This is a genomic window from Streptomyces africanus, assembly GCF_030816955.1.
Taxonomy (GTDB): Bacteria; Actinomycetota; Actinomycetes; order Streptomycetales; family Streptomycetaceae; genus Streptomyces; species Streptomyces africanus.
The window spans coordinates 7,454,546-7,474,302 of record NZ_JAUSYP010000001.1; the positions used below are offsets into that span (position 1 = coordinate 7,454,546).

Genomic DNA, 19,757 nt, shown 5'->3' on the forward strand with positions numbered 1-19,757 from the left:
CCGCCTTCTCAACACCCGTGCGAATGCCTACGGTTCCGGATTCATGAGTCCCCCAGTCGCGCCCCCGGGCTGGAGCCGCTGGCTCGTCCCGCCCGCCGCTCTCTCCGTACATCTCTCCATCGGCCAGGCCTACGCCTGGAGCGTGTTCAAGCCGCCCCTGGAGTCCGCGCTCGGCCTCAGCGGCACCCAGAGCGCGCTGCCCTTCCAGCTGGGCATCGTCATGCTGGGCCTGTCCGCCGCGTTCGGCGGCACGCTCGTCGAGCGCAACGGCCCGCGCTGGGCGATGACCGTCGCCCTGGTCTGCTTCTCGTCCGGCTTCCTGCTCTCCGCGCTGGGCGCGTCCCTGGAGCAGTACTGGCTGATCGTTTTCGGTTACGGCTTCGTCGGCGGCATCGGCCTCGGCATCGGCTACATCTCACCCGTCTCCACCCTGATCAAGTGGTTCCCGGACCGGCCCGGCATGGCCACCGGCATCGCCATCATGGGCTTCGGCGGCGGTGCGCTGATCGCCTCGCCGTGGTCCGCGCAGATGCTGGAGTCGTTCGGCGGCGACAGCTCCGGGATCGCCCTGGCCTTCCTCGTGCACGGGCTGACGTACGCGGTCTTCATGCTGCTGGGTGTGCTCCTGGTCCGGGTTCCGCGCACGGAGAAGCCGGTGGAGAGCGGGCCGAGCGTGCTCGCCGGGCCGCAGGTGTCGGCCCGCAGCGCGGTGCGCACTCCGCAGTTCTGGTGCCTGTGGATCGTGCTCTGCATGAACGTCACCGCCGGCATCGGCATCCTGGAGAAGGCCGCCCCGATGATCACGGATTTCTTCGCGGAATCCTCCACGCCGGTCTCGGTCACGGCCGCCGCCGGCTTCGTCGCGCTGCTGTCGGCGGCGAACATGGCGGGCCGCATCGGCTGGTCGTCGACGTCCGACCTGATCGGCCGCAAGAACATCTACCGCGTCTATCTGGGCGTCGGCGCGCTGATGTACGCGCTCATCGCCCTGTTCGGCGACTCCTCCAAGCCGCTGTTCGTCCTGTGCGCGCTGGTGATCCTGTCCTTCTACGGCGGCGGCTTCGCGACCGTACCGGCGTATCTGAAGGACCTGTTCGGCACCTACCAGGTCGGCGCCATCCACGGGCGGCTGCTCACCGCCTGGTCCACGGCGGGCGTGCTCGGGCCGCTCATCGTCAACTGGATCGCCGACCGCCAGGAGGAAGCGGGCCGGCACGGCGCGTCCCTGTACGGGCTGTCGTTCGTCATCATGATCGGGCTGCTCGTCGTCGGCTTCGTCGCCAACGAACTCGTCCGGCCCGTCCACCCGCGTCATCACGTCCCGGCACCGAAGGAGGCCGCGCATGTCCAGCGACAGCAGTCAGAGTCCGCCTAGCCCGGACCGGCGGTGGCTGATCGCCTTCGCCTGGGTGTGGGTGGGCCTGCCGCTCGCCTACGGGCTGTACGAGCTGGTCCGCAAGGCGACCCAGCTGTTCACCGGCTAGGCGTCAGGCGTCAGGCGTCAGGTGCTCGGTCGTCCGAGGTCCTGACCGAAGCTGACAACGCGGGCACCTGTTTCCTGTCGCCTTGCCTGCCGTCGTACCCGCGAGTCACTGATCAGACTGGTGGATCCCGCTGCCCACGTTCCAACGAGGGGGACCGCCCACATGAACGGCTCGCGCATCGCCGCCGTCGGCCACTACCAGCCCGCCAAGGTGCTCACGAACGAGGACCTGGCGGGCCTGGTGGACACCAGTGACGAGTGGATCAGGAGCCGGGTGGGCATCCGTACCCGCCACATCGCCGGCCCCGACGAACCCGTCGACGAGCTGGCCGCCCACGCCGCCGCCAAGGCCCTCGCGGCGGCCGGGCTGACCCCCGCCGACATCGACCTGGTGCTGGTCGCCACCTCCACCGCCGTCGACCGCTCGCCCAACACGGCCGCCCGGGTCGCGGCCCGGCTGGCCGTCCCGCAGGCCGCCACGATGGACCTCAACGTGGTGTGCGCCGGCTTCACCCACGCCCTGGCCACCGCCGACCACGCCGTCCGCGCGGGGGGCGCGAGCCGGGCCCTGGTCATCGGGGCCGACAAGATGTCCGACGTGACCGACTGGAGCGACCGCACGACCTGCGTGCTCGTCGGTGACGGGGCCGGAGCCGCGGTCGTGGAGGCCGCCGACGAGCCCGCCATCGGACCGGTGCTGTGGGGTTCGGTGCCCGAGATGGGCAACGCCGTGCGGATCGAGGGCACGCCGCCGCGTTTCGCGCAGGAGGGGCAGAGCGTCTACCGCTGGGCCACGACGCAGCTGCCGCCCATCGCGCGGCGGGCGTGCGAGCGGGCCGGGCTGACGCCGGCGGACCTCGCCGCCGTCGTACTGCATCAGGCCAATCTGCGCATCATCGAACCGCTCGCGGAGAAGATCGGCGCCGTGAACGCGGTCGTCGCGCGCGACGTCACGGAGTCCGGCAACACCTCGGCCGCGAGCATCCCGCTCGCCCTGTCCAAGCTGGTCGAACAGGGCGCGATCACCACGGGCGACCCGGTCCTGCTGTTCGGCTTCGGCGGGAACCTGTCGTACGCGGGGCAGGTCGTCCGCTGCCCGTGAGGCCGCGCCGCGGTGTGACGCGGTCAACTCGCCGAAGTCCTGGCTCTTGTGCGCCGTAGACTGTAGACGAAAGACAATCGATACTGACGCTACGGCGACACCGGCGTCCGCCGCGCTGTGCACGGCCCTGCCGAGGAGGGGGACCGCGATGCTGTCGACAGGCCTGCCCCAAGGGGCGGTACCCAAGCTGGAACGCCCGGGTCCGCTGCGCGACCGTGTCTACGAGGCACTGCTCGAACTCATCACCACCCGCGCCCTCCAGCCCGGTCAGCATCTCGTGGAGAGCGAACTCGCCGGGCATCTGGGGGTCTCCCGGCAGCCGGTGCGCGAGGCGTTGCAGCGGCTCAACACCGAGGGATGGGTCGATCTGCGGCCCGCCCAGGGCGCGTTCGTCCACGAGCCGACGGAGGAGGAGGCCGACCAGCTCCTCACGGTCCGTACGCTCCTGGAGGCCGAGGCGGCCCGGCTCGCCGCGGCGGGCGCGGACAAGGCCGGCATCGCCGCGCTGGAAGCGCTGTGCGCGGAGGGCGAGAAGGCCGTCGAGGCCGACGACGTGGACGGGGCCGTCGCCATGAACGCCCGGTTCCACGCGAAGATCATGGAGCTCGCCGGCAACGCCGTCCTCGCCGAACTGGCCGCCCAGGTCGACCGCCGCGTCCGCTGGTACTACACGCCGGTCGCCCGCCAACGAGGCCACCAGTCCTGGATCGAACACCGCGCGCTCATCGCCGCGATCACCGACCGCGACGAACAGCGGGCCACCCACCTGATGCGCGAACACACCGAACACACGAGGCGGTCGTACCACGCGCGAGCGGGTTCGTAGGCCTCAGCCGACGGCCGGTCCCGTCTCCGTGTGCATCCCTCCCTTTGTCCTGTGAGTGGAAAAAGTGGAGGGCAATTCCTGCGCGACTTCTTCCCACCTTCGGCGGCCGCTGCTACGTTCCCTCCGAAAGCAAGCCACTGATGTGGCGGAAAACCGGCGCGCACAGGCCGATTGAGGCGGGGAGGGGCTCGTGAGACGTATGACCGCACGACCCGGAAACGCCCACCAGGCCCGACTGCTCAAGCTGTTGCGCGACGGCGGCCCCAACTCCCGGGCCCAGCTGGGCGACCAGGTCGACCTCTCGCGGTCCAAGCTCGCCGTGGAGGTGGACCGGCTGCTGGAGACGGGGCTGGTCGTGGCCGACGGACTCGCCGCCTCGCGCGGCGGCCGCCGCTCCCACAACATCCGGCTCAACCCCGGGCTGCGCTTCCTCGGCGTCGACATCGGCGCGACCTCGGTCGACGTCGCCGTAACCAACGCCGAACTGGAGACCCTCGGGCACATCAACCACCCCATGGACGTGCGCGAGGGCCCGGTCGCGGTCTTCGAGCAGGTCCTGGCCATGGCCGCCAAGCTGAAGGCCTCGGGGCTCGCGGAGGGGTTCGACGGCGCCGGCATCGGCGTCCCGGGCCCGGTCCGCTTCCCCGAGGGCGTCCCGGTGGCCCCGCCGATCATGCCGGGCTGGGACGGCTTCCCCGTGCGGGAGGCGCTCAGCCAGGAACTCGGCTGTCCGGTCATGGTCGACAACGACGTGAACCTCATGGCGATGGGGGAGCAGCACGCGGGCGTCGCCCGCACCGTCGCCGACTTCCTCTGCGTCAAGATCGGCACGGGCATCGGCTGCGGCATCGTCGTCGGCGGTGAGGTCTACCGCGGTACGACGGGCAGCGCCGGTGACATCGGGCACATCCAGGCCGTGCCCGACGGCCGCCCCTGCGCCTGCGGCAACCGGGGCTGCCTGGAGGCCCACTTCAGCGGGGCGGCCCTCGCCCGCGACGCCACGGAGGCCGCCCAGCAGGGGCTCTCCGCCGAACTGGCCTCGCGGCTGGAGACCAACGGCGGCCTCACCGCCGTCGACGTCGCCGCCGCGGCCGCCGCCGGCGACGCCACCGCACTCGACCTGATCCGCGAGGGCGGCAACCGCACCGGCCAGGTCATCGCCGGCCTGGTCAGCTTCTTCAACCCGGGCCTGGTGGTGATCGGCGGCGGTGTGACCGGCCTCGGCCACACCCTGCTCGCCGCGATCCGCACCCAGGTCTACCGCCAGTCCCTGCCCCTCGCGACCGGCAATCTGCCCATCGTCCTGGGCGAGTTGGGACCCGCCGCCGGAGTCATCGGCGCGGCCCGGCTCATCAGCGACCACCTGTTCTCACCCGCTTAAGCACTCAGTTTCTCACCCGCGTAAGCACCCAGTTCCGTACGGCGTACCAGCACAGCGCCCTGCTTCGCCCTGCCCTGAAACCGGCCCGCACGCCCGCCAAGGGGACCTCATGGCACCAGAACCACCGCTGCTCAGTATGTCCGGCATCACCAAGTCGTTCCCCGGAGTCCGGGCCCTCGACGGCGTCGACCTCGACGTCCAGGCCGGTGAGGTGCACTGCCTGCTCGGCCAGAACGGCGCCGGGAAGTCGACCCTCATCAAGGTCCTGGCCGGCGCCCACCAGCCCGACACCGGCGAGATCCGCTGGCGCGGCGAGGCCGTCACGCTCCGCTCGCCGATCGCCGCCATGCGCCTCGGCATCGCCACCATCTACCAGGAACTCGACCTGGTGGAACACCTGTCGGTCGCCGAGAACGTCCACCTGGGCCACGAGCCGACCACCGCCGGGTTCGTCGTCCGGGGGAAGGCCGCGAAGGAGTCGGCAACCGCTCTGCTGGGGCGACTCGGTCATCCGGAGATCGACCCGTCCCGCCTGGTCGGGGAGTTGTCGGCGGCGCAGCAGCAGATCGTGTCCATGGCCCGGGCGCTCTCCCACGACGTGCGGCTCATCGTGATGGACGAACCGTCCGCCGCCCTCGACCCGGACGAGGTCGACAACCTCTTCCGTATCGTCGGCGCCCTCACCGCCGCCGGTGTCGCCGTCGTCTACATCTCGCACCGCCTGGAGGAGATCCGGCGCATCGGCGACCGGGTGACCGTGCTGAAGGACGGGCGGGCCGTGGCGAACGGACTGCCCGCGAAGACCACACCGACCCGCGAGGTCGTCGCGCTGATGACGGGCCGCAACGTCGAGTACGTCTTCCCCGACCGGCCCGTCTCCCCGCCGCCCGGCGAACCCGTGCTGAAGGTCCAAGGACTGTCGCGGCAAGGGGAGTTCGAGCCTCTGGACCTTGAGGTACGGCCGGGCGAGATCGTCGGCCTCGCCGGACTCGTCGGCTCGGGCCGCTCCGAGATCCTGGAGACCGTCTACGGCGCCAGGAAGCCGACGTCCGGTCAGGTGCTGGTGGACGGGCGGCCCTTGAAGCCGGGCAGCGTCCGGGCCGCCGTCCGGGCCGGACTCGGGCTCGCCCCCGAGGAACGCAAGGCGCAGGCACTGCTGATGCTGGAGTCCGTCACCCGCAATGTGTCGGTCTCCTCCATGTCCCGCTTCTCGCGCGGCGGCTGGATCGACCGGGGCGCCGAACTCGGTGCCGCCCGGGCCGCGACCCGCGAGCTGTCGCTCCGGCCCGACAACCCGTCGGTGCCCGTGCGCACCCTGTCCGGCGGCAACCAGCAGAAAGCCGTCCTCGCCCGCTGGCTGCTGCGCGGCTGCAAGGTGCTGCTGCTCGACGAACCCACCCGCGGCGTCGACGTCGGCGCCCGCGCCGAGCTCTACGCGGTCGTCCGCCGGCTGGCCGACGAGGGCCTGGCCGTGCTGCTGGTCTCCAGCGAGGTGCCCGAGGTGCTCGGCCTCGCCGACCGCGTCCTGGTGCTGCGCGAGGGCCGTGTCGTCCACACGGCACCCGCGCGCGAACTCGACGAACACCGCGTACTCGACCTGGTCATGGAAGGAAGTCCGGCGTCATGACGCAGCCCGTCTCCCCGCCGCGGGACAGCATCACCGACAAGGTGCCCCAGGACCGGCCCACCGCCTGGCGCGGCCTGCTGGCCCGCAGCGACGTCCGCACCCTCTCCCTGCTCGGCGTGCTCGCCGTGCTGGTCATCATCGGCGGCATCACCAAGCCCGACGAGTTCCTCGACACCCGCAACCTGCAACTCGTCCTCACCCAGGCGTCCGTGATCGGCGTCGTCACCGTCGGCATGACCTTCGTCATCGTCTCCGGCGGCATCGACCTGTCGGTCGGCGCGATCGTCGCCCTCGCCTCCGTATGGGCGACCACGGTGGCCACCCAGGAGTACGGCTTCGCCGGCATCCTGTTCACGGCGGTCGTCGTCGGAGTCGGCTGCGGCCTGGTCAACGGGGTGCTCATCGCCTACGGCGCGATGGTGCCGTTCATCGCCACCCTCGCCATGCTGGCCTCCGCCCGCGGCCTCGCCCTGCAGATCACCGATGGCAAGACACAGATCGTGACCGTGCCGTCCGTCCTCGACCTGGGCGAACGCGACGCGTACATCCTCGGCGTCCCGCCCCTGGTGCTGGTCTTCGCGGTCGTGACGGTCATCGGCTGGCTGGTGCTCAACCGCACCACCTTCGGACGCCGCACGGTCGCCGTCGGCGGCAACCCGGAGGCCGCCCGGCTCGCCGGCATCGACGTCCGCCGCCAGCGGCTCTACCTCTACCTGCTGTCCGGACTGTGCTGCGGCATCGCCGCCTTCCTGCTGATCGTCCTGTCCGGCTCCGGCCAGAACACCAACGGCAACCTCTACGAACTCGACGCCATCGCGGCCGCGATCATCGGCGGCACCCTGCTGACCGGCGGCCGGGGCACCATCACCGGCTCCGTGCTCGGCGTCCTGATCTTCACCACGATCACCAACATCTTCGCCCTGAACAACCTGCAGAGCGACGTCCAGCAGATCGCCAAGGGCGCGATCATCGTCGCCGCCGTGCTGGTCCAGCGCCGTACCGCGAGCACGACCTGAGGAAAGGGTTCACCGCCATGACCGAGATCACGAGCCGCAGAGGACTGCTCTTCGGGGCCGCCGCCGTCTCCGCCGGTGCCCTCCTCACGGGCTGCACGAGCAACGAGCCCTCCGACTCCAAGGACGAGCCGGCCGGGAACGACCAGCCCGCCGCCGACGACAAGCCCGGCAAGCAGGTCACCATCGGCTTCGCCGGACCGCAGGCCGACCACGGCTGGCTCAACGCCATCAACGACAACGCCAAGAGCCGCGCCGAGAAGTACTCCGACGTCACCCTGGAGATCACCGAGGGCTCCAACGACACCGCCCAGCAGATCGGCCAGATCGAGACCCTCATCAACAAGAAGGTCGACGTCCTGGTCGTGCTCCCCGCCGACGGAAAGGCCCTCACCCAGGTCGGCCTGAAGGCGATGCGCGCGGGCATCCCGGTCGTCAACCTCGACCGGATCTTCAACACCCCGCAGGCCTACCGCTGCTGGATCGGTGGCGACAACTACGGCATGGGCCTCAACGCCGGGCACTACATCGGCGAGAAGCTCAAGGGGAAGTCCGACGCCCGCGTCATCGAGCTGGCCGGCCTGGACAACCTGGAGCTGACCAAGCAGCGCACCCAGGGATTCGACGACGCCCTCAAGAACTACCCCAACATCAAGAAGGTCGCCCGCCAGGCCGCCGAGTTCACGGTCGAGTCCGGGCAGGCCAAGATGGCCCAACTGCTCCAGGCCCAGTCGAAGTTCGACGCCCTGTGGAACCACGACGACGACCAGGGCGTGGGCGCGCTGCGCGCCATCGAGCAGGCCGGGCGCGACGACTTCCTGATGGTCGGCGGCGCGGGCGCCCTGTCCGCCTTCCAGGCCATCAAGCAGGACGACGGCGTGCTGAAGGCGACCGTCCTCTACCCGCCCACCATGGCCGCCTCCGCGATCGACCTCGCCCGCGCCCTCGGCCAGGGCAAGGGCATCGGCGGCCTGGCCGAGTTCGAGATCCCGTCGTCGATCACGCTCTACTCGGCCGTCGTCGACAAGACCAACGTCGACCAGTACATGCCCACCGGCTTCCGGTGACCGGTTCCGCCCGCACCCCCCACGTGCGCCACCCCGACCAGGACGAGGAGGACACCCGTATGGGACAGCCGCAAGCGCAGTCAGATGGGACCGAGGCAGGCAAGCCACCCCTGCGCGTGGGGATGGTGGGCTACGCCTTCATGGGCGCCGCCCACTCCCAGGGCTGGCGCACCGCCGGCCGTGTCTTCGACCTGCCGCTGAACCCCGTGCAGGCCGTGATCTGCGGCCGGGACGCCACCGCCGTCCGGGCGGCGGCCGACCGCCACGGCTGGGCGTCCACCGAGACCGACTGGCGCGCCCTCGTCGAACGCGACGACATCGACCTCGTCGACATCTGCACCCCTGGCGACAGCCACGCCGAGATCGCCCTCGCCGCCCTCGCCGCCGGCAAGCACGTCCTGTGCGAGAAACCCCTCGCCAACACCGTCGAGGAAGCCACCTCGATGGTGCGGGCCGCCGAAGAGGCGTACCGGCGCGGACAGATCGCAATGGTCGGCTTCAACTACCGCCGGGTCCCGGCCACCGCCCAGGCCCGCCGCATGGTCGCCGAGGGCCGCCTGGGCGCACTGCGGCACGTGCGCGTGACGTACCTCCAGGACTGGCTGGTCGACCCGCAGTTCCCGCTGACCTGGCGGCTGCGCAAGGAGCAGGCCGGCTCGGGCTCGCTCGGCGACCTGGGCGCGCACATCATCGACCTCGCGCAGTACCTCGTGGGGGAGCGGCTGGCCGGCGTCTCCGCGCTGACGGAGACCTTCGTACGCCGGCGGCCCCTGCCCACCGGCGCCACCAGCGGCCTGTCCGCCGTCTCGTCCGCCGGCACGGGGGAGGTCACGGTGGACGACGCCGCCCTGTTCACGGCCCGTTTCCCCTCCGGCGCCCTCGCCTCCTTCGAGGCCACCCGCTACGCCACCGGCCGCAAGAACGCCCTGCGCATCGAACTCAACGGGGAGCGCGGCTCGCTCGCCTTCGACCTGGAGCGGCTCAACGAGCTGTCCTTCCACGACGGCACCGAACCCGGGGCGGAGGCCGGCTTCCGCCGCATCCTCGTCACCGAACCCGACCACCCCTACCTGGACGCCTGGTGGCCGCCCGGCCACGGCCTCGGCTACGAGCACACCTTCGTCCACCAGGCCCGCGACCTCGTCCACGCCATCGCCGAGGGCCGCCGCCCCGAACCCTCCTTCGCCGACGGGCTCCAGGTGCAGCGCGTGCTCGCGGCCGTGGAGGAGAGCGCCGAGAAGAACTCCGTCTACACCCCGATCGCGGTCTGAGGAGGCTGACGCGCATGCCGCGTACGTTCACGCTGTTCACCGGCCAGTGGGCCGACCTGCCGCTGGAGGAGGTCTGCCGGCTCGCCCGCGACTTCGGTTACGACGGGCTCGAACTCGCCTGCTGGGGCGATCACTTCGAAGTCGACAAGGCACTCTCCGACCCTGGGTATCTCGACGGCCGTCGGGCCTTGCTCGACAAGTACGGCCTCAAGTGCTGGGCCGTCTCCAACCACCTGGCCGGCCAGGCGGTCTGCGACGCCATCATCGACGAACGCCACCAGGCGATCCTGCCGGGACAGGTGTGGGGCGACGGCGACCCGGAAGGGGTCCGGCAGCGGGCCGCGGCCCGTATGAAGGACACCGCGCGCGCCGCGGCCGCCTTCGGCGTCGACACCGTCATCGGCTTCACCGGATCCGCCATCTGGCACCTGGTCGCCATGTTCCCGCCCGCCCCCGAGGCGATGATCGAACGCGGCTACCAGGACTTCGCCGACCGCTGGAACCCGATCCTGGACGTCTTCGACGCGGAGGGCGTGCGGTTCGCCCACGAGGTCCACCCCAGCGAGATCGCCTACGACTACTGGACCACGCAGCGGGCCCTCGAAGCCGTCGACCGGCGCCCCGCCTTCGGCCTCAACTTCGACCCCAGCCACTTCGTGTGGCAGGACCTCGACCCGGTCGGCTTCCTCTGGGACTTCCGCGACCGCATCTACCACGTCGACTGCAAGGAGGCCCGCAAGCGCCTCGACGGACGCAACGGCCGGCTCGGCTCCCACCTGCCCTGGGGCGACCCCCGGCGCGGCTGGGACTTCGTCTCCGCCGGGCACGGTGACGTCCCCTGGGAGGACGTCTTCCGGATGCTGCGCTCCATCGGCTACCAGGGCCCGGTCTCGGTCGAGTGGGAGGACGCCGGCATGGACCGGCTCCAGGGGGCGCCCGAGGCGCTGACCCGCCTCAAGGCCTACGACTTCGAGCCGCCCAGCGCGTCCTTCGACGCCGCGTTCAACCGCTGAACCACCGCACTCGGCGCTGGTCGGCGACGGGGACCGGTTCCACCGCCGGTCCCCCCTCCGACCTGCCCGGATCCTGCTTTGTCCTGGGCTCGGGGAAAGACCAACCGATCCTGATCCAAGGGGTGTTCGCCCCGGACGGACGCGGTTACCTTCCTTGAAGCGTTCAGGACACACGTACCTCCGGGGTGACGGCGCACCCCGGCGCCCGCACCGCACGTCATCGCACCCATTCCGTACGGCCCACCCCCGTTCCCGGAGGGACTTCGTGCACAGAACCAGACCAAGAAGCACCCGCATCCCCAGGCGTCCCGGGCTTCGCACCGCCGCCGCCCTGTTCACCGGCCTGCTGCTGGCCGTGGGCACCCCGGCGACCGTCGCCGGCGCCCAGCCCGTCCAAGCGGAACAGGACGAACCCGCTGCCGCGGAGGGCCAGTTCCAGCAGGTGCCGCTCGCCAAGGGCGAACCCGAGACGGGCGAGCCGATGTCGCTCGCCGTGCTCCCGGACCGCAGCGTCCTGCACACATCCCGCGACGGCACGCTGCGCCTCACCGACCAGGGCGGTGTCACCAAGGTCGCCGGCAAGATCCCCGTCTACAGCCACGACGAGGAAGGCCTCCAAGGCGTCGGCATCGACCCGGACTTCAAGAACAACCGGGCGATCTACCTCTACTACGCCCCGCCGCTCGACACCCCCGCGGGCGATGCCCCGGAGACCGGCACCGCCGAGGACTTCAAGAAGTTCGACGGCGTCAACCGCCTCTCCCGCTTCGTCCTCAAGGCCAACGGCACGCTGGACATGGCCAGTGAGAAGAAGGTCCTCGATGTCGCGGCCTCCCGCGGCACCTGCTGCCACGTCGGCGGCGACATCGACTTCGACGCGGACGGCAACCTCTACCTGTCGACCGGCGACGACACCAACCCCTTCGCCTCCGAGGGCTACACGCCGATCGACGACCGCGAGGGCCGCAACCCGGCCTTCGACGCCCGCCGCAGCGCCGGCAACACCAACGACCTGCGCGGCAAGATCCTCCGCATCAAGGTCGCCGAGGACGGCTCGTACACGGTCCCGGCGGGCAACCTCTTCGCCCCGGGCACGGAGAAGACCCGTCCCGAGATCTACGCGATGGGCTTCCGCAACCCGTTCCGGATGAGCGTCGACGACAAGACCGGCATCGTGTACGTCGGCGACTACGGCCCCGACGCGGGCGCCGCCGACCCCAAGCGCGGCCCGGCAGGACAGGTCGAGTTCGCCAAGGTGACCAAGGCGGCCAACTTCGGCTGGCCCTTCTGCACCGGTGACAACGACGCCTACGTCGACTACGACTTCGCCACCAAGGAGTCCGGCGAGAAGTTCGACTGCAACGCCCCGAAGAACACCTCGCCGTACAACACGGGCCTGGTCGACCTGCCGCCCGCGCAGGCCGCCTGGATCCCCTACGACGACGGCTCCGTGCCCGAGTTCGGCACCGGCTCCGAGTCCCCGATGGCCGGCCCGGTCTACCGCTACGACCCCGAGCTCGACTCCAGCGTGAAGTTCCCCGAGGCGTACGACGGCGACTTCTTCGCCGGTGAGTTCGGCCGCCGCTGGATCAAACGGATCGAGCAGAACGACGACGGCTCCGTCGCGAAGATCAACGACTTCCCGTGGACCGGCACCCAGATCATGGACATGGAGTTCGGCCCCGACGGCGCGCTCTACGTCCTCGACTACGGCCTGTCCTGGTTCCAGGGCGACAAGGACTCCGCGCTGTACCGGATCGAGAACGCCGAGGACGGCTTCTCGCCGATCGCCGAGGTGAGCGCCGACAAGACGTCCGGGGCGGCCGGCCTGAAGGTCACGTTCACCGGTTCCGCCAAGGACGCCGACTCCCCGGACCTCACCTACAGCTGGGACTTCGGTGACGGCACCAAGGGCGAGGGCCTCAACCCCACCCACAAGTACAAGAAGGTCGGCACCTACAGCGCCACCTTCACCGCCAAGGACCCCGAGGGCAACACGGGCAACGCCAGCGTCCGGATCGTGGTCGGCAACACCGAGCCCAAGGTGAGGATCGACGTCCCCGGCAACGGCACCCTGGCCGAATTCGGCAAGCCCGTCCCGTTCAAGGTGACCGTCACGGACCCCGAGGAGACGATCGACTGCTCCAAGGTCAAGGTCGTCTACAGCCTCGGCCACGACTCCCACGCCCACGAGCTGACCAGCGAGATGGGCTGCGAGGGCACCCTGAAGCCGCCCGCCGGTGACGGCGGCCACGACCCCAACGCCGACATCTACGGCGTCGTCGGCGCCAGCTACACCGACGGCGGGGCGAACGGCCAGGAAGCCCTGACCGGCACCGCCCGCACCGTGCTCCAGCCGCTGCACCGCCAGGGCGAGCACTTCACCACCCAGTCGGGCGTGTCGGTGATCGAGAAGACCGGCGCCAACGGCGGCAAGACCGTCGGCGACATCAACGACGGCGACTGGATCTCCTTCTCCCCCTACCGGTTCGACGGGCAGAAGAAGATGACCGTGCGGGCCTCCTCCGGCGGCGAGGGCGGCTTCATCGAACTGCGCACCGGCTCGCCCGACGGTCCGCTGCACGGATCGGCGTACATCCCGCCGACCGGCGGCTGGGAGACCTTCCAGAACGTCGACGTGCCGCTGCGGTCGCTCCCCAAGAAGACCACGGACATCTACCTGGTCTTCAAGGGCGGCGAGGGCGCCCTGTTCGACCTGGACGACTTCGAGTTCTCCAAGGAGCCGTTCAAGGGCGGCAAGAAGGTCCTGGTCTTCTCCAAGACCGCCGGATTCCGCCACGACTCCATCCCGGCCGGCATCACCGCGCTGAAGGAGCTCGGCGGCCCCGCCGGCATCACGGTCGACGCCACCGAGGAGGCCAAGCAGTTCACCACCGCCAACCTCGCCAAGTACGACGCGGTGGCCTTCCTGTCCACCACCGGTGACGTGCTCAACGCCGAGCAGCAGAAGGCGTTCGAGAACTACGTCAAGAACGGCGGCGGCTACATGGGCATCCACGCCGCCGCCGACACCGAGTACGACTGGGAGTTCTACGGCGGCCTCGTCGGCGCCTGGTTCGACTCGCACCCGGCCATCCAGAAGGCCACGGTCCGCGTCGAGGACCACGACCACCCGTCGACCGCGCACCTGGGCGACGCCTGGGAGCGCACGGACGAGTGGTACAACTACCGCACCAACCCGCGCGAGCAGGCCAAGGTCCTCGCCACCCTGGACGAGACCACCTACCAGGGCGGCACCATGAAGGGCGACCACCCGATCGCCTGGTGCCAGACCTACGGCGGCGGCCGGTCCTTCTACACCGGCGGCGGCCACACCAAGGAGTCCTACGCCGACGAGGCCTTCCGCGCCCATCTGCTCGGCGGTCTGCAGTACGCCACCGGCCAGGTGAAGGCGGACTGCAAGCCCGGCAAGGACTACCGGAAGATCTTCAACGGCCAGACCCTGGACGGCTGGAAGCAGGCCGGCCCCGGCACGTTCAACGTCAAGGACGGCACCCTGGAGTCCGAGGGCGGCATGGGCCTGCTCTGGTACCAGGCCAAGGAGTTGAAGTCGTACTCGCTCAAGCTCGACTGGAAGATGAGGGGCGACGACAACTCCGGGATCTTCGTGGGCTTCCCGGCCTCCGACGACCCCTGGTCCGCGGTGAACAAGGGCTACGAGATCCAGATCGACGCCACGGACGCGGCCGACCGCACCACGGGCTCCGTCTACTCGTTCAAGTCGGCGAACATCAAGGCCCGTGACCAGGTTCTGCGGCCGCCCGGCCAGTGGAACTCCTACGAGATCAAGGTCCAGGGCGAACGCCTCCAGGTGTTCCTCAACGGAGTCAGGATCAACGACTTCACCAACAAGGACCCCCAGCGGAGCCTGACCGACGGCTACATCGGCCTCCAGAACCATGGCGCCGACGACCAGGTCTCCTTCCGCAACATCCAGTTGAAGGAACTGCCCGTCACGGGCGACTGAACGGCGGCGGGCGGGGGACGCCGGACCTCCGCCCGCCGTCTCCCGTCCCTCCCCCCCCCCCCCCGGGTTCGCGCACGATCAGGAGGCTGCCCATGTCCGCGTCCCTCTCCCGACCGCGTGTGGGGGTGTGGCTGATCGGAGCCCGCGGCTCCGTCGCCACCACCGTCGTCACGGGGTGCGCCGCCGTCGCCGCGGGGCTGCACCCGCCCACCGGCATGGTGACCGAGACACCGGCGTTCACCGACAGCGGTCTGCCCGCGCTGTCCGACCTCGTCTTCGGCGGCCACGACACCGTCGACTGCCCCCTGCCCAAACACGCCGAGACCCTGACCGCCGGCGGCGTCCTCCCGCCGGGCGTCGCCACCGCGGTCGCCGCCGAACTCACCGCCGCCGACCGGGAGATCAGGCCGGGTGGCCCCACTCCGGGGGACACCAGGAGCGAGGCCGAACTGATCACGGCCTTCGCCGACGACATACGCGACTTCGTACACCGGCATGAACTGGAGCGGGCCGTGGTGGTGAACGTCGCCTCCACCGAACCCGCGTCCCAGGGTCCCGACGCCTCGCTGCCGCCCAGCACCCTCTACGCGCTGGCGGCCCTGCGCGCGGGCTGCCCCTACGTCAATTTCACCCCCTCCGAGGGCATGCACCACCCTGTCGCCGCCCGCGAGGCCGAACGGAGCGGCCTGCCGTACGCAGGGCGCGACGGCAAGACCGGCCAGACCCTGCTGCGCTCGGTTCTCGGCCCGATGTTCGCCCAGCGGGCCCTGACCGTCCGCGCCTGGTCCGGTACGAACCTGCTCGGCGGCGGCGACGGCGCCGCCCTGGCCGACCCGGCCGCCGCGGCGGCCAAGAACGCCGGCAAGGAACGCGTCCTCACCGACACCCTCGGCACCACCCCCGAGGGCGAGACCCACATCGACGACGTCCCCGCCCTCGGCGACTGGAAGACCGCCTGGGACCACATCGCCTTCGACGGCTTCCTCGGCACCCGCATGGTCCTCCAGACCACCTGGCAGGGCTGCGACTCCGCCCTGGCGGCCCCCCTCGTCCTCGACCTCGCCCGCCTGACCGCCCGGGCCCACGAGGCGGGCCTGTCCGGTCCCCTCGACGCCCTCGCCTTCTACTTCAAGGACCCGGTCGGGGACGCGCCCTCGGGCCTGGCCGAGCAGTACGAGGCACTGATCCGGTTCGCGGGGAGGCTCCGGGAGGGAGAGGCGGGGGAGGGAGCAGCCGAACGGGAGGACGCCGCACACGGGGCCGCCCATCCGGCGCGGGAGGCGCGCGGGACGGGGGACCGGCCGTGACGGGACGTCGCGAGCAGCATCCGGCAGACCGGGACGGTGCGGGGGACGCCGCCACGGAAAAGAACTCCTGCCGCACGGCGTCCTGCGGAGCTGCCGGCCGTGCGCACCGACGACGCGCCTGGGCCGAACTCCTGCGCCTGCCCGCCCTGTTCAGTGTGCCAGGCGACGCCCTCGCCGGCACGGCCGCGACCGGCGCACCGCCCAACCTCCGAACCGTGCTCGCCATTGCTTCCTCCCTCTGCCTGTACGAGGCCGGCATGGCCCTCAACGACTGGGCGGACCGCGACGTCGACGCCGTCGAACGCCCGCACCGCCCCCTGCCCTCCGGCCGCATCCGACCGTCCGCCGCACTGACCGCGGCCTGCGCCCTCACCGCGGCCGGCTTGACCCTGGCCGCCCGCGCCGGCCGCCCGGCCCTGGCCGTCGCCGCACCCCTGGCGGCGACCGTCTGGGCGTACGACCTGGGCCTGAAGCACACGCCCGCCGGACCCGTGGCCATGGGCGCGGCCCGCGGACTGGACCTGCTCCTGGGAGCCGCGGCCACCACCGGCCGTACCCGCCAGGCCCTGCCCTCCGCCGCCCTCCTCGGCACTCACACCCTGGCCGTCACGACGGTCTCCCGCCAGGAGGCCCAGGGCGGCTCACCCCTGGCCCCCCTGGCGGCCCTCGCGACGACCGCCCTGCTGGCCCGTGTGGTGACGCACCGCCCGTCGGACCACCGGGGGGCAGCCGCTCATGGCCTTCTCGGGCCACGAGCGACTCCGCCTCCAGGAGCTGTGCTCGGCCGGAAACCCACGGCACACCTCACCACCGCCCTCGCGGCCGCTTACGTCGCGGCCACCGCCCGCCCCTACTTCCACGCCACGCTCAACCCCTCACCTCCGCTCACCCAACGAGCCGTCGGTGCCGGCATCCGCGCCACGATCCCCCTCCAGGCCACCCTGACCGCCCGCTCCAAGGGCACGGCCACGGCCCTCCTCATCGCGGCCCTGACCCCGCTGGGAGCGCGGTTCGCGAAGAAGGTGAGTGTGACGTGAATCCAGGGACCTCTCCCCTCGACGCCCGCCGGTCCCTCCGCTTCGGCTACGGCACCAACGGCCTTGCCGACCTCCGGCTGGACGACGCGCTCTCCCTCCTCGCCGACCTCGGATACGACGGCGTCGGGCTGACCCTCGACCACATGCACCTCGACCCGCTCGCCCCCGACCTCGCCGCCCGCACCCGCCGGGTCGCGCACCGGCTGGACGCCCTCGGGCTGGGTGTCACCGTGGAGACGGGCGCCCGGTATGTGCTCGACCCGCGCCGCAAGCACGGCCCCTCCCTGCTGGACCCGGACCCCGGCGACCGGGCCCGCCGCGCCGACCTCCTCCTGCGTGCCGTGCGGGTCGCGACCGACCTCGGCGCCCACGCGGTCCACTGCTTCAGCGGGATCGTCCCGGACGGCACCGACACGGACACCGCATGGAAGCGCCTGGCCGAGAGCCTCACGCCCGTCCTGGACGCCGCCGCGTCCGCCGGCGTTCCGCTCGCCGTCGAGCCCGAACCGGGTCACCTCCTCGCCACCCTGGACGACTTCCACCACCTCCGCCGCATCCTCGGCGACCCCGAACCGCTCGGTCTCACCCTCGACATCGGCCACTGCCAGTGCCTGGAACCCCTCTCTCCCGCCGACTGCGTGCGCGCCGCCGCACCCTGGCTGCGGCACGTCCAGATCGAGGACATGCGGCGCGGCGTCCACGAGCACCTCCCCTTCGGGGACGGGGAGATCGACTTCCCGCCGGTCCTGGCGGCCCTCGCCGCCACCGGCTACCAGGGTCTGGCCGTCGTCGAACTGCCCCGCCACTCCCACGCCGGCCCTCACTACGCCGGCCACTCCCTCCCGTTCCTCCGCCACGCCGAGCGGACCGCGGCCACCGCCTCGCCGCACCCCGCTCCGGCCCGCCGGCAAACCGCGCCACCCCACGGCGCTCCCTCCACCGCCCCTGAAGGGAGCAGCACCCCATGACCCGCCCCCGCACCACACCAGCAGCGAGAACCGACGGCTCCCAGGACGCCCAGGACACCCAGGCCCACAACACCCACACCGCCCATCCCACCCTTGACACCGCCCTCACTTCCTCCCTGGACGACCTCCGCCGCCACCTCACCGCCCACCTCGACCCCGCCGCGCGCACCTGGCTCGAGCACGCCCTCGACGAGGCAGCCGCCCACCCCGGCATCCACGGGCCCATCTCCGCGTGGGAACTGCGCCTCGCCGAGGCCGGCCGGCGCTGCGGTGCCGCCTACGCCGACGCCGCACGCGTCCTCATCCTCGACGCGGCCCGTGCCGGTACCGACGCCCTGACCCGGGTGTACTTCCAGGGCACCGCCGACGAGCGCCGCGCCGTCCTGCACGCCCTGCCCCACCTCGTGTCCGGCCCCGGCGCCCTCCCGCTCGTCGAGGACGCCCTGCGCACCAACGACACGCGGCTCCTCACCGCCGCCGTCGGCCCGTACGCCGCCCGGCACCTGGCCGCGCACGACTGGCGCCACGCCGTGCTGAAGTGCCTGTTCACCGGCGTCCCCGTCGACCACGTGGCGGATCTGCCCCGGCGTGCCCGGGGCGACGGTGAACTCGCCCGCATGCTGGGCGACTACGCCGCCGAACGCACCGCCGCCGGCCGCACCGTCCCCGAGGACCTGTACCGCGTCCTGGACCTGACCGAGTCCGTGACCCCCGCCCCCGGCACGGACCACCCCCACGGCAAGGAGTCCTGATGCGCATCTTCGACCCCCACATCCACATGACGTCCCGCACCACGGACGACTACGAGGCCATGCACGCCGCCGGTGTCCGCGCCGTCGTCGAGCCCTCCTTCTGGCTCGGCCAGCCCCGCACCTCGCCCGCCTCCTTCCTCGACTACTTCGACGCCCTCCTGGGCTGGGAGCCGTTCCGCGCCGCCCAGTACGGCATCGCCCACCACTGCACACTGGCGCTCAACCCCAAGGAGGCGAACGACCCGCGCTGTGTGCCCGTCCTCGACGCACTGCCCCGGTATCTCGTCAAGGACAACGTCGTGGCCGTCGGCGAGATCGGCTACGACTCCATGACCCCCGCCGAGGACACCGCCCTCGCCGCCCAGCTCCAGCTCGCCGCCGACCACGGACTGCCCGCCCTCGTGCACACCCCGCACCGCGACAAGCTCGCCGGTCTGCGCCGCACCCTCGACGTCGTCCGGGAGTCCGCACTGCCCCCCGAACGCGTCCTGGTCGACCACCTCAACGAGACGACCGTCAAGGAGGCCAAGGACAGCGGCTGCTGGCTGGGCTTCTCCGTCTATCCGGACACCAAGATGGACGAGGAGCGGATGATCGCGATCCTGCGCGCCTTCGGCCCCGAGCAGGTCCTGGTCAACTCCGCCGCCGACTGGGGAAAGAGCGACCCCCTGAAGACCCGCAAGGTCGGCGACCTGATGCTGGCCGAGGGCTTCGGCGAGGACGACGTCGACCAGGTGCTGTGGCGCAACCCCGTCGCCTTCTACGGGCTCAGCGGCCGCCTGAACCTCGACGTCACCGGCACCGAGGCCACCCACGAGGGCAACTCCATCCTCCGCGGCGCCCCGTTGGAGCCGCGGGAGCCGGACCCCGGCCCGGGAGACGGCGACGAACCGGCCCGCGTCTCCGCCGCGGGGGCGTGAAC

16 protein-coding genes are annotated in these 19,757 nt (G+C 71.4%); all 16 read left to right on the forward strand.

All coding sequences use genetic code 11. From position 1 onward, the window contains the following. The first annotated feature begins 43 nt into the window (after positions 1–43). Positions 44–1,375, forward strand: a complete 1,332-nt coding sequence (locus tag QF034_RS34245; protein WP_307178554.1) for an OFA family MFS transporter — start codon at positions 44–46, stop codon at positions 1,373–1,375. After that, complete coding sequence (locus QF034_RS34250; protein WP_020276538.1) at positions 1,344–1,484, forward strand: MFS transporter small subunit; 141 nt, start codon at positions 1,344–1,346, stop codon at positions 1,482–1,484. The genes QF034_RS34245 and QF034_RS34250 overlap by 32 nt, the downstream gene beginning before the upstream one ends. Before the next feature lie 162 nt (positions 1,485–1,646). Then, positions 1,647–2,585 carry a beta-ketoacyl-ACP synthase III gene (locus tag QF034_RS34255; protein WP_086563328.1) on the forward strand — a complete coding sequence of 313 codons (939 nt, stop codon included), beginning with the start codon at positions 1,647–1,649 and terminating at the stop codon, positions 2,583–2,585. 148 nt (positions 2,586–2,733) lie between these two features. After that, on the forward strand, positions 2,734–3,411 hold the full coding sequence (locus tag QF034_RS34260; RefSeq protein WP_306961516.1) for a GntR family transcriptional regulator: 678 nt from the start codon (positions 2,734–2,736) through the stop codon (positions 3,409–3,411). Positions 3,412–3,610: 199 nt separating this feature from the next. Next, entirely contained in the window at positions 3,611–4,792 is a 1,182-nt protein-coding gene (locus QF034_RS34265; protein WP_307178555.1) for an ROK family transcriptional regulator, read from the forward strand. A gap of 109 nt (positions 4,793–4,901) precedes the next feature. Further along, positions 4,902–6,419 carry a sugar ABC transporter ATP-binding protein gene (locus tag QF034_RS34270; RefSeq protein ID WP_307178556.1) on the forward strand — a complete coding sequence of 506 codons (1,518 nt, stop codon included), beginning with the start codon at positions 4,902–4,904 and terminating at the stop codon, positions 6,417–6,419. Next, on the forward strand, positions 6,416–7,435 hold the full coding sequence (locus QF034_RS34275) for an ABC transporter permease (protein WP_307178557.1): 1,020 nt from the start codon (positions 6,416–6,418) through the stop codon (positions 7,433–7,435). Before QF034_RS34270 ends, QF034_RS34275 begins: the two co-directional genes overlap by 4 nt. 17 nt (positions 7,436–7,452) lie before the next feature. Further along, entirely contained in the window at positions 7,453–8,499 is a 1,047-nt protein-coding gene (locus tag QF034_RS34280; RefSeq protein WP_307178558.1) for a substrate-binding domain-containing protein, read from the forward strand. A gap of 59 nt (positions 8,500–8,558) precedes the next feature. Next, a complete protein-coding gene (locus QF034_RS34285; protein ID WP_307178559.1) occupies positions 8,559–9,770 on the forward strand; it encodes a Gfo/Idh/MocA family protein in 1,212 nt (403 codons plus the stop codon). A gap of 14 nt (positions 9,771–9,784) precedes the next feature. Then, positions 9,785–10,783: a sugar phosphate isomerase/epimerase family protein gene (locus QF034_RS34290; RefSeq protein ID WP_307178560.1), complete on the forward strand. Its 999-nt coding sequence runs from the start codon at positions 9,785–9,787 to the stop codon at positions 10,781–10,783. A gap of 265 nt (positions 10,784–11,048) precedes the next feature. Further along, on the forward strand, positions 11,049–14,771 hold the full coding sequence (locus tag QF034_RS34295; RefSeq protein WP_307178561.1) for a ThuA domain-containing protein: 3,723 nt from the start codon (positions 11,049–11,051) through the stop codon (positions 14,769–14,771). A 92-nt stretch (positions 14,772–14,863) separates the two neighbouring features. After that, positions 14,864–16,078 carry an inositol-3-phosphate synthase gene (locus QF034_RS34300; protein WP_307178562.1) on the forward strand — a complete coding sequence of 405 codons (1,215 nt, stop codon included), beginning with the start codon at positions 14,864–14,866 and terminating at the stop codon, positions 16,076–16,078. A 131-nt stretch (positions 16,079–16,209) separates the two neighbouring features. Continuing rightward, the gene (locus tag QF034_RS34305) at positions 16,210–17,115 is read left to right on the forward strand and encodes an SCO3242 family prenyltransferase (protein ID WP_307180042.1); all 906 of its coding nucleotides are present in this window, start codon (positions 16,210–16,212) and stop codon (positions 17,113–17,115) included. After that, a complete protein-coding gene (locus QF034_RS34310) occupies positions 17,112–18,083 on the forward strand; it encodes a sugar phosphate isomerase/epimerase family protein (protein ID WP_307178563.1) in 972 nt (323 codons plus the stop codon). The genes QF034_RS34305 and QF034_RS34310 overlap by 4 nt, the downstream gene beginning before the upstream one ends. Continuing rightward, on the forward strand, positions 18,080–18,835 hold the full coding sequence (locus tag QF034_RS34315; protein WP_307178564.1) for an EboA domain-containing protein: 756 nt from the start codon (positions 18,080–18,082) through the stop codon (positions 18,833–18,835). Before QF034_RS34310 ends, QF034_RS34315 begins: the two co-directional genes overlap by 4 nt. Beyond that, positions 18,835–19,755 (forward strand): TatD family hydrolase, encoded by a 921-nt coding sequence (locus QF034_RS34320; RefSeq protein ID WP_307178565.1) that lies wholly within the window; start codon positions 18,835–18,837, stop codon positions 19,753–19,755. Before QF034_RS34315 ends, QF034_RS34320 begins: the two co-directional genes overlap by 1 nt. Positions 19,756–19,757: the final 2 nt, after the last annotated feature.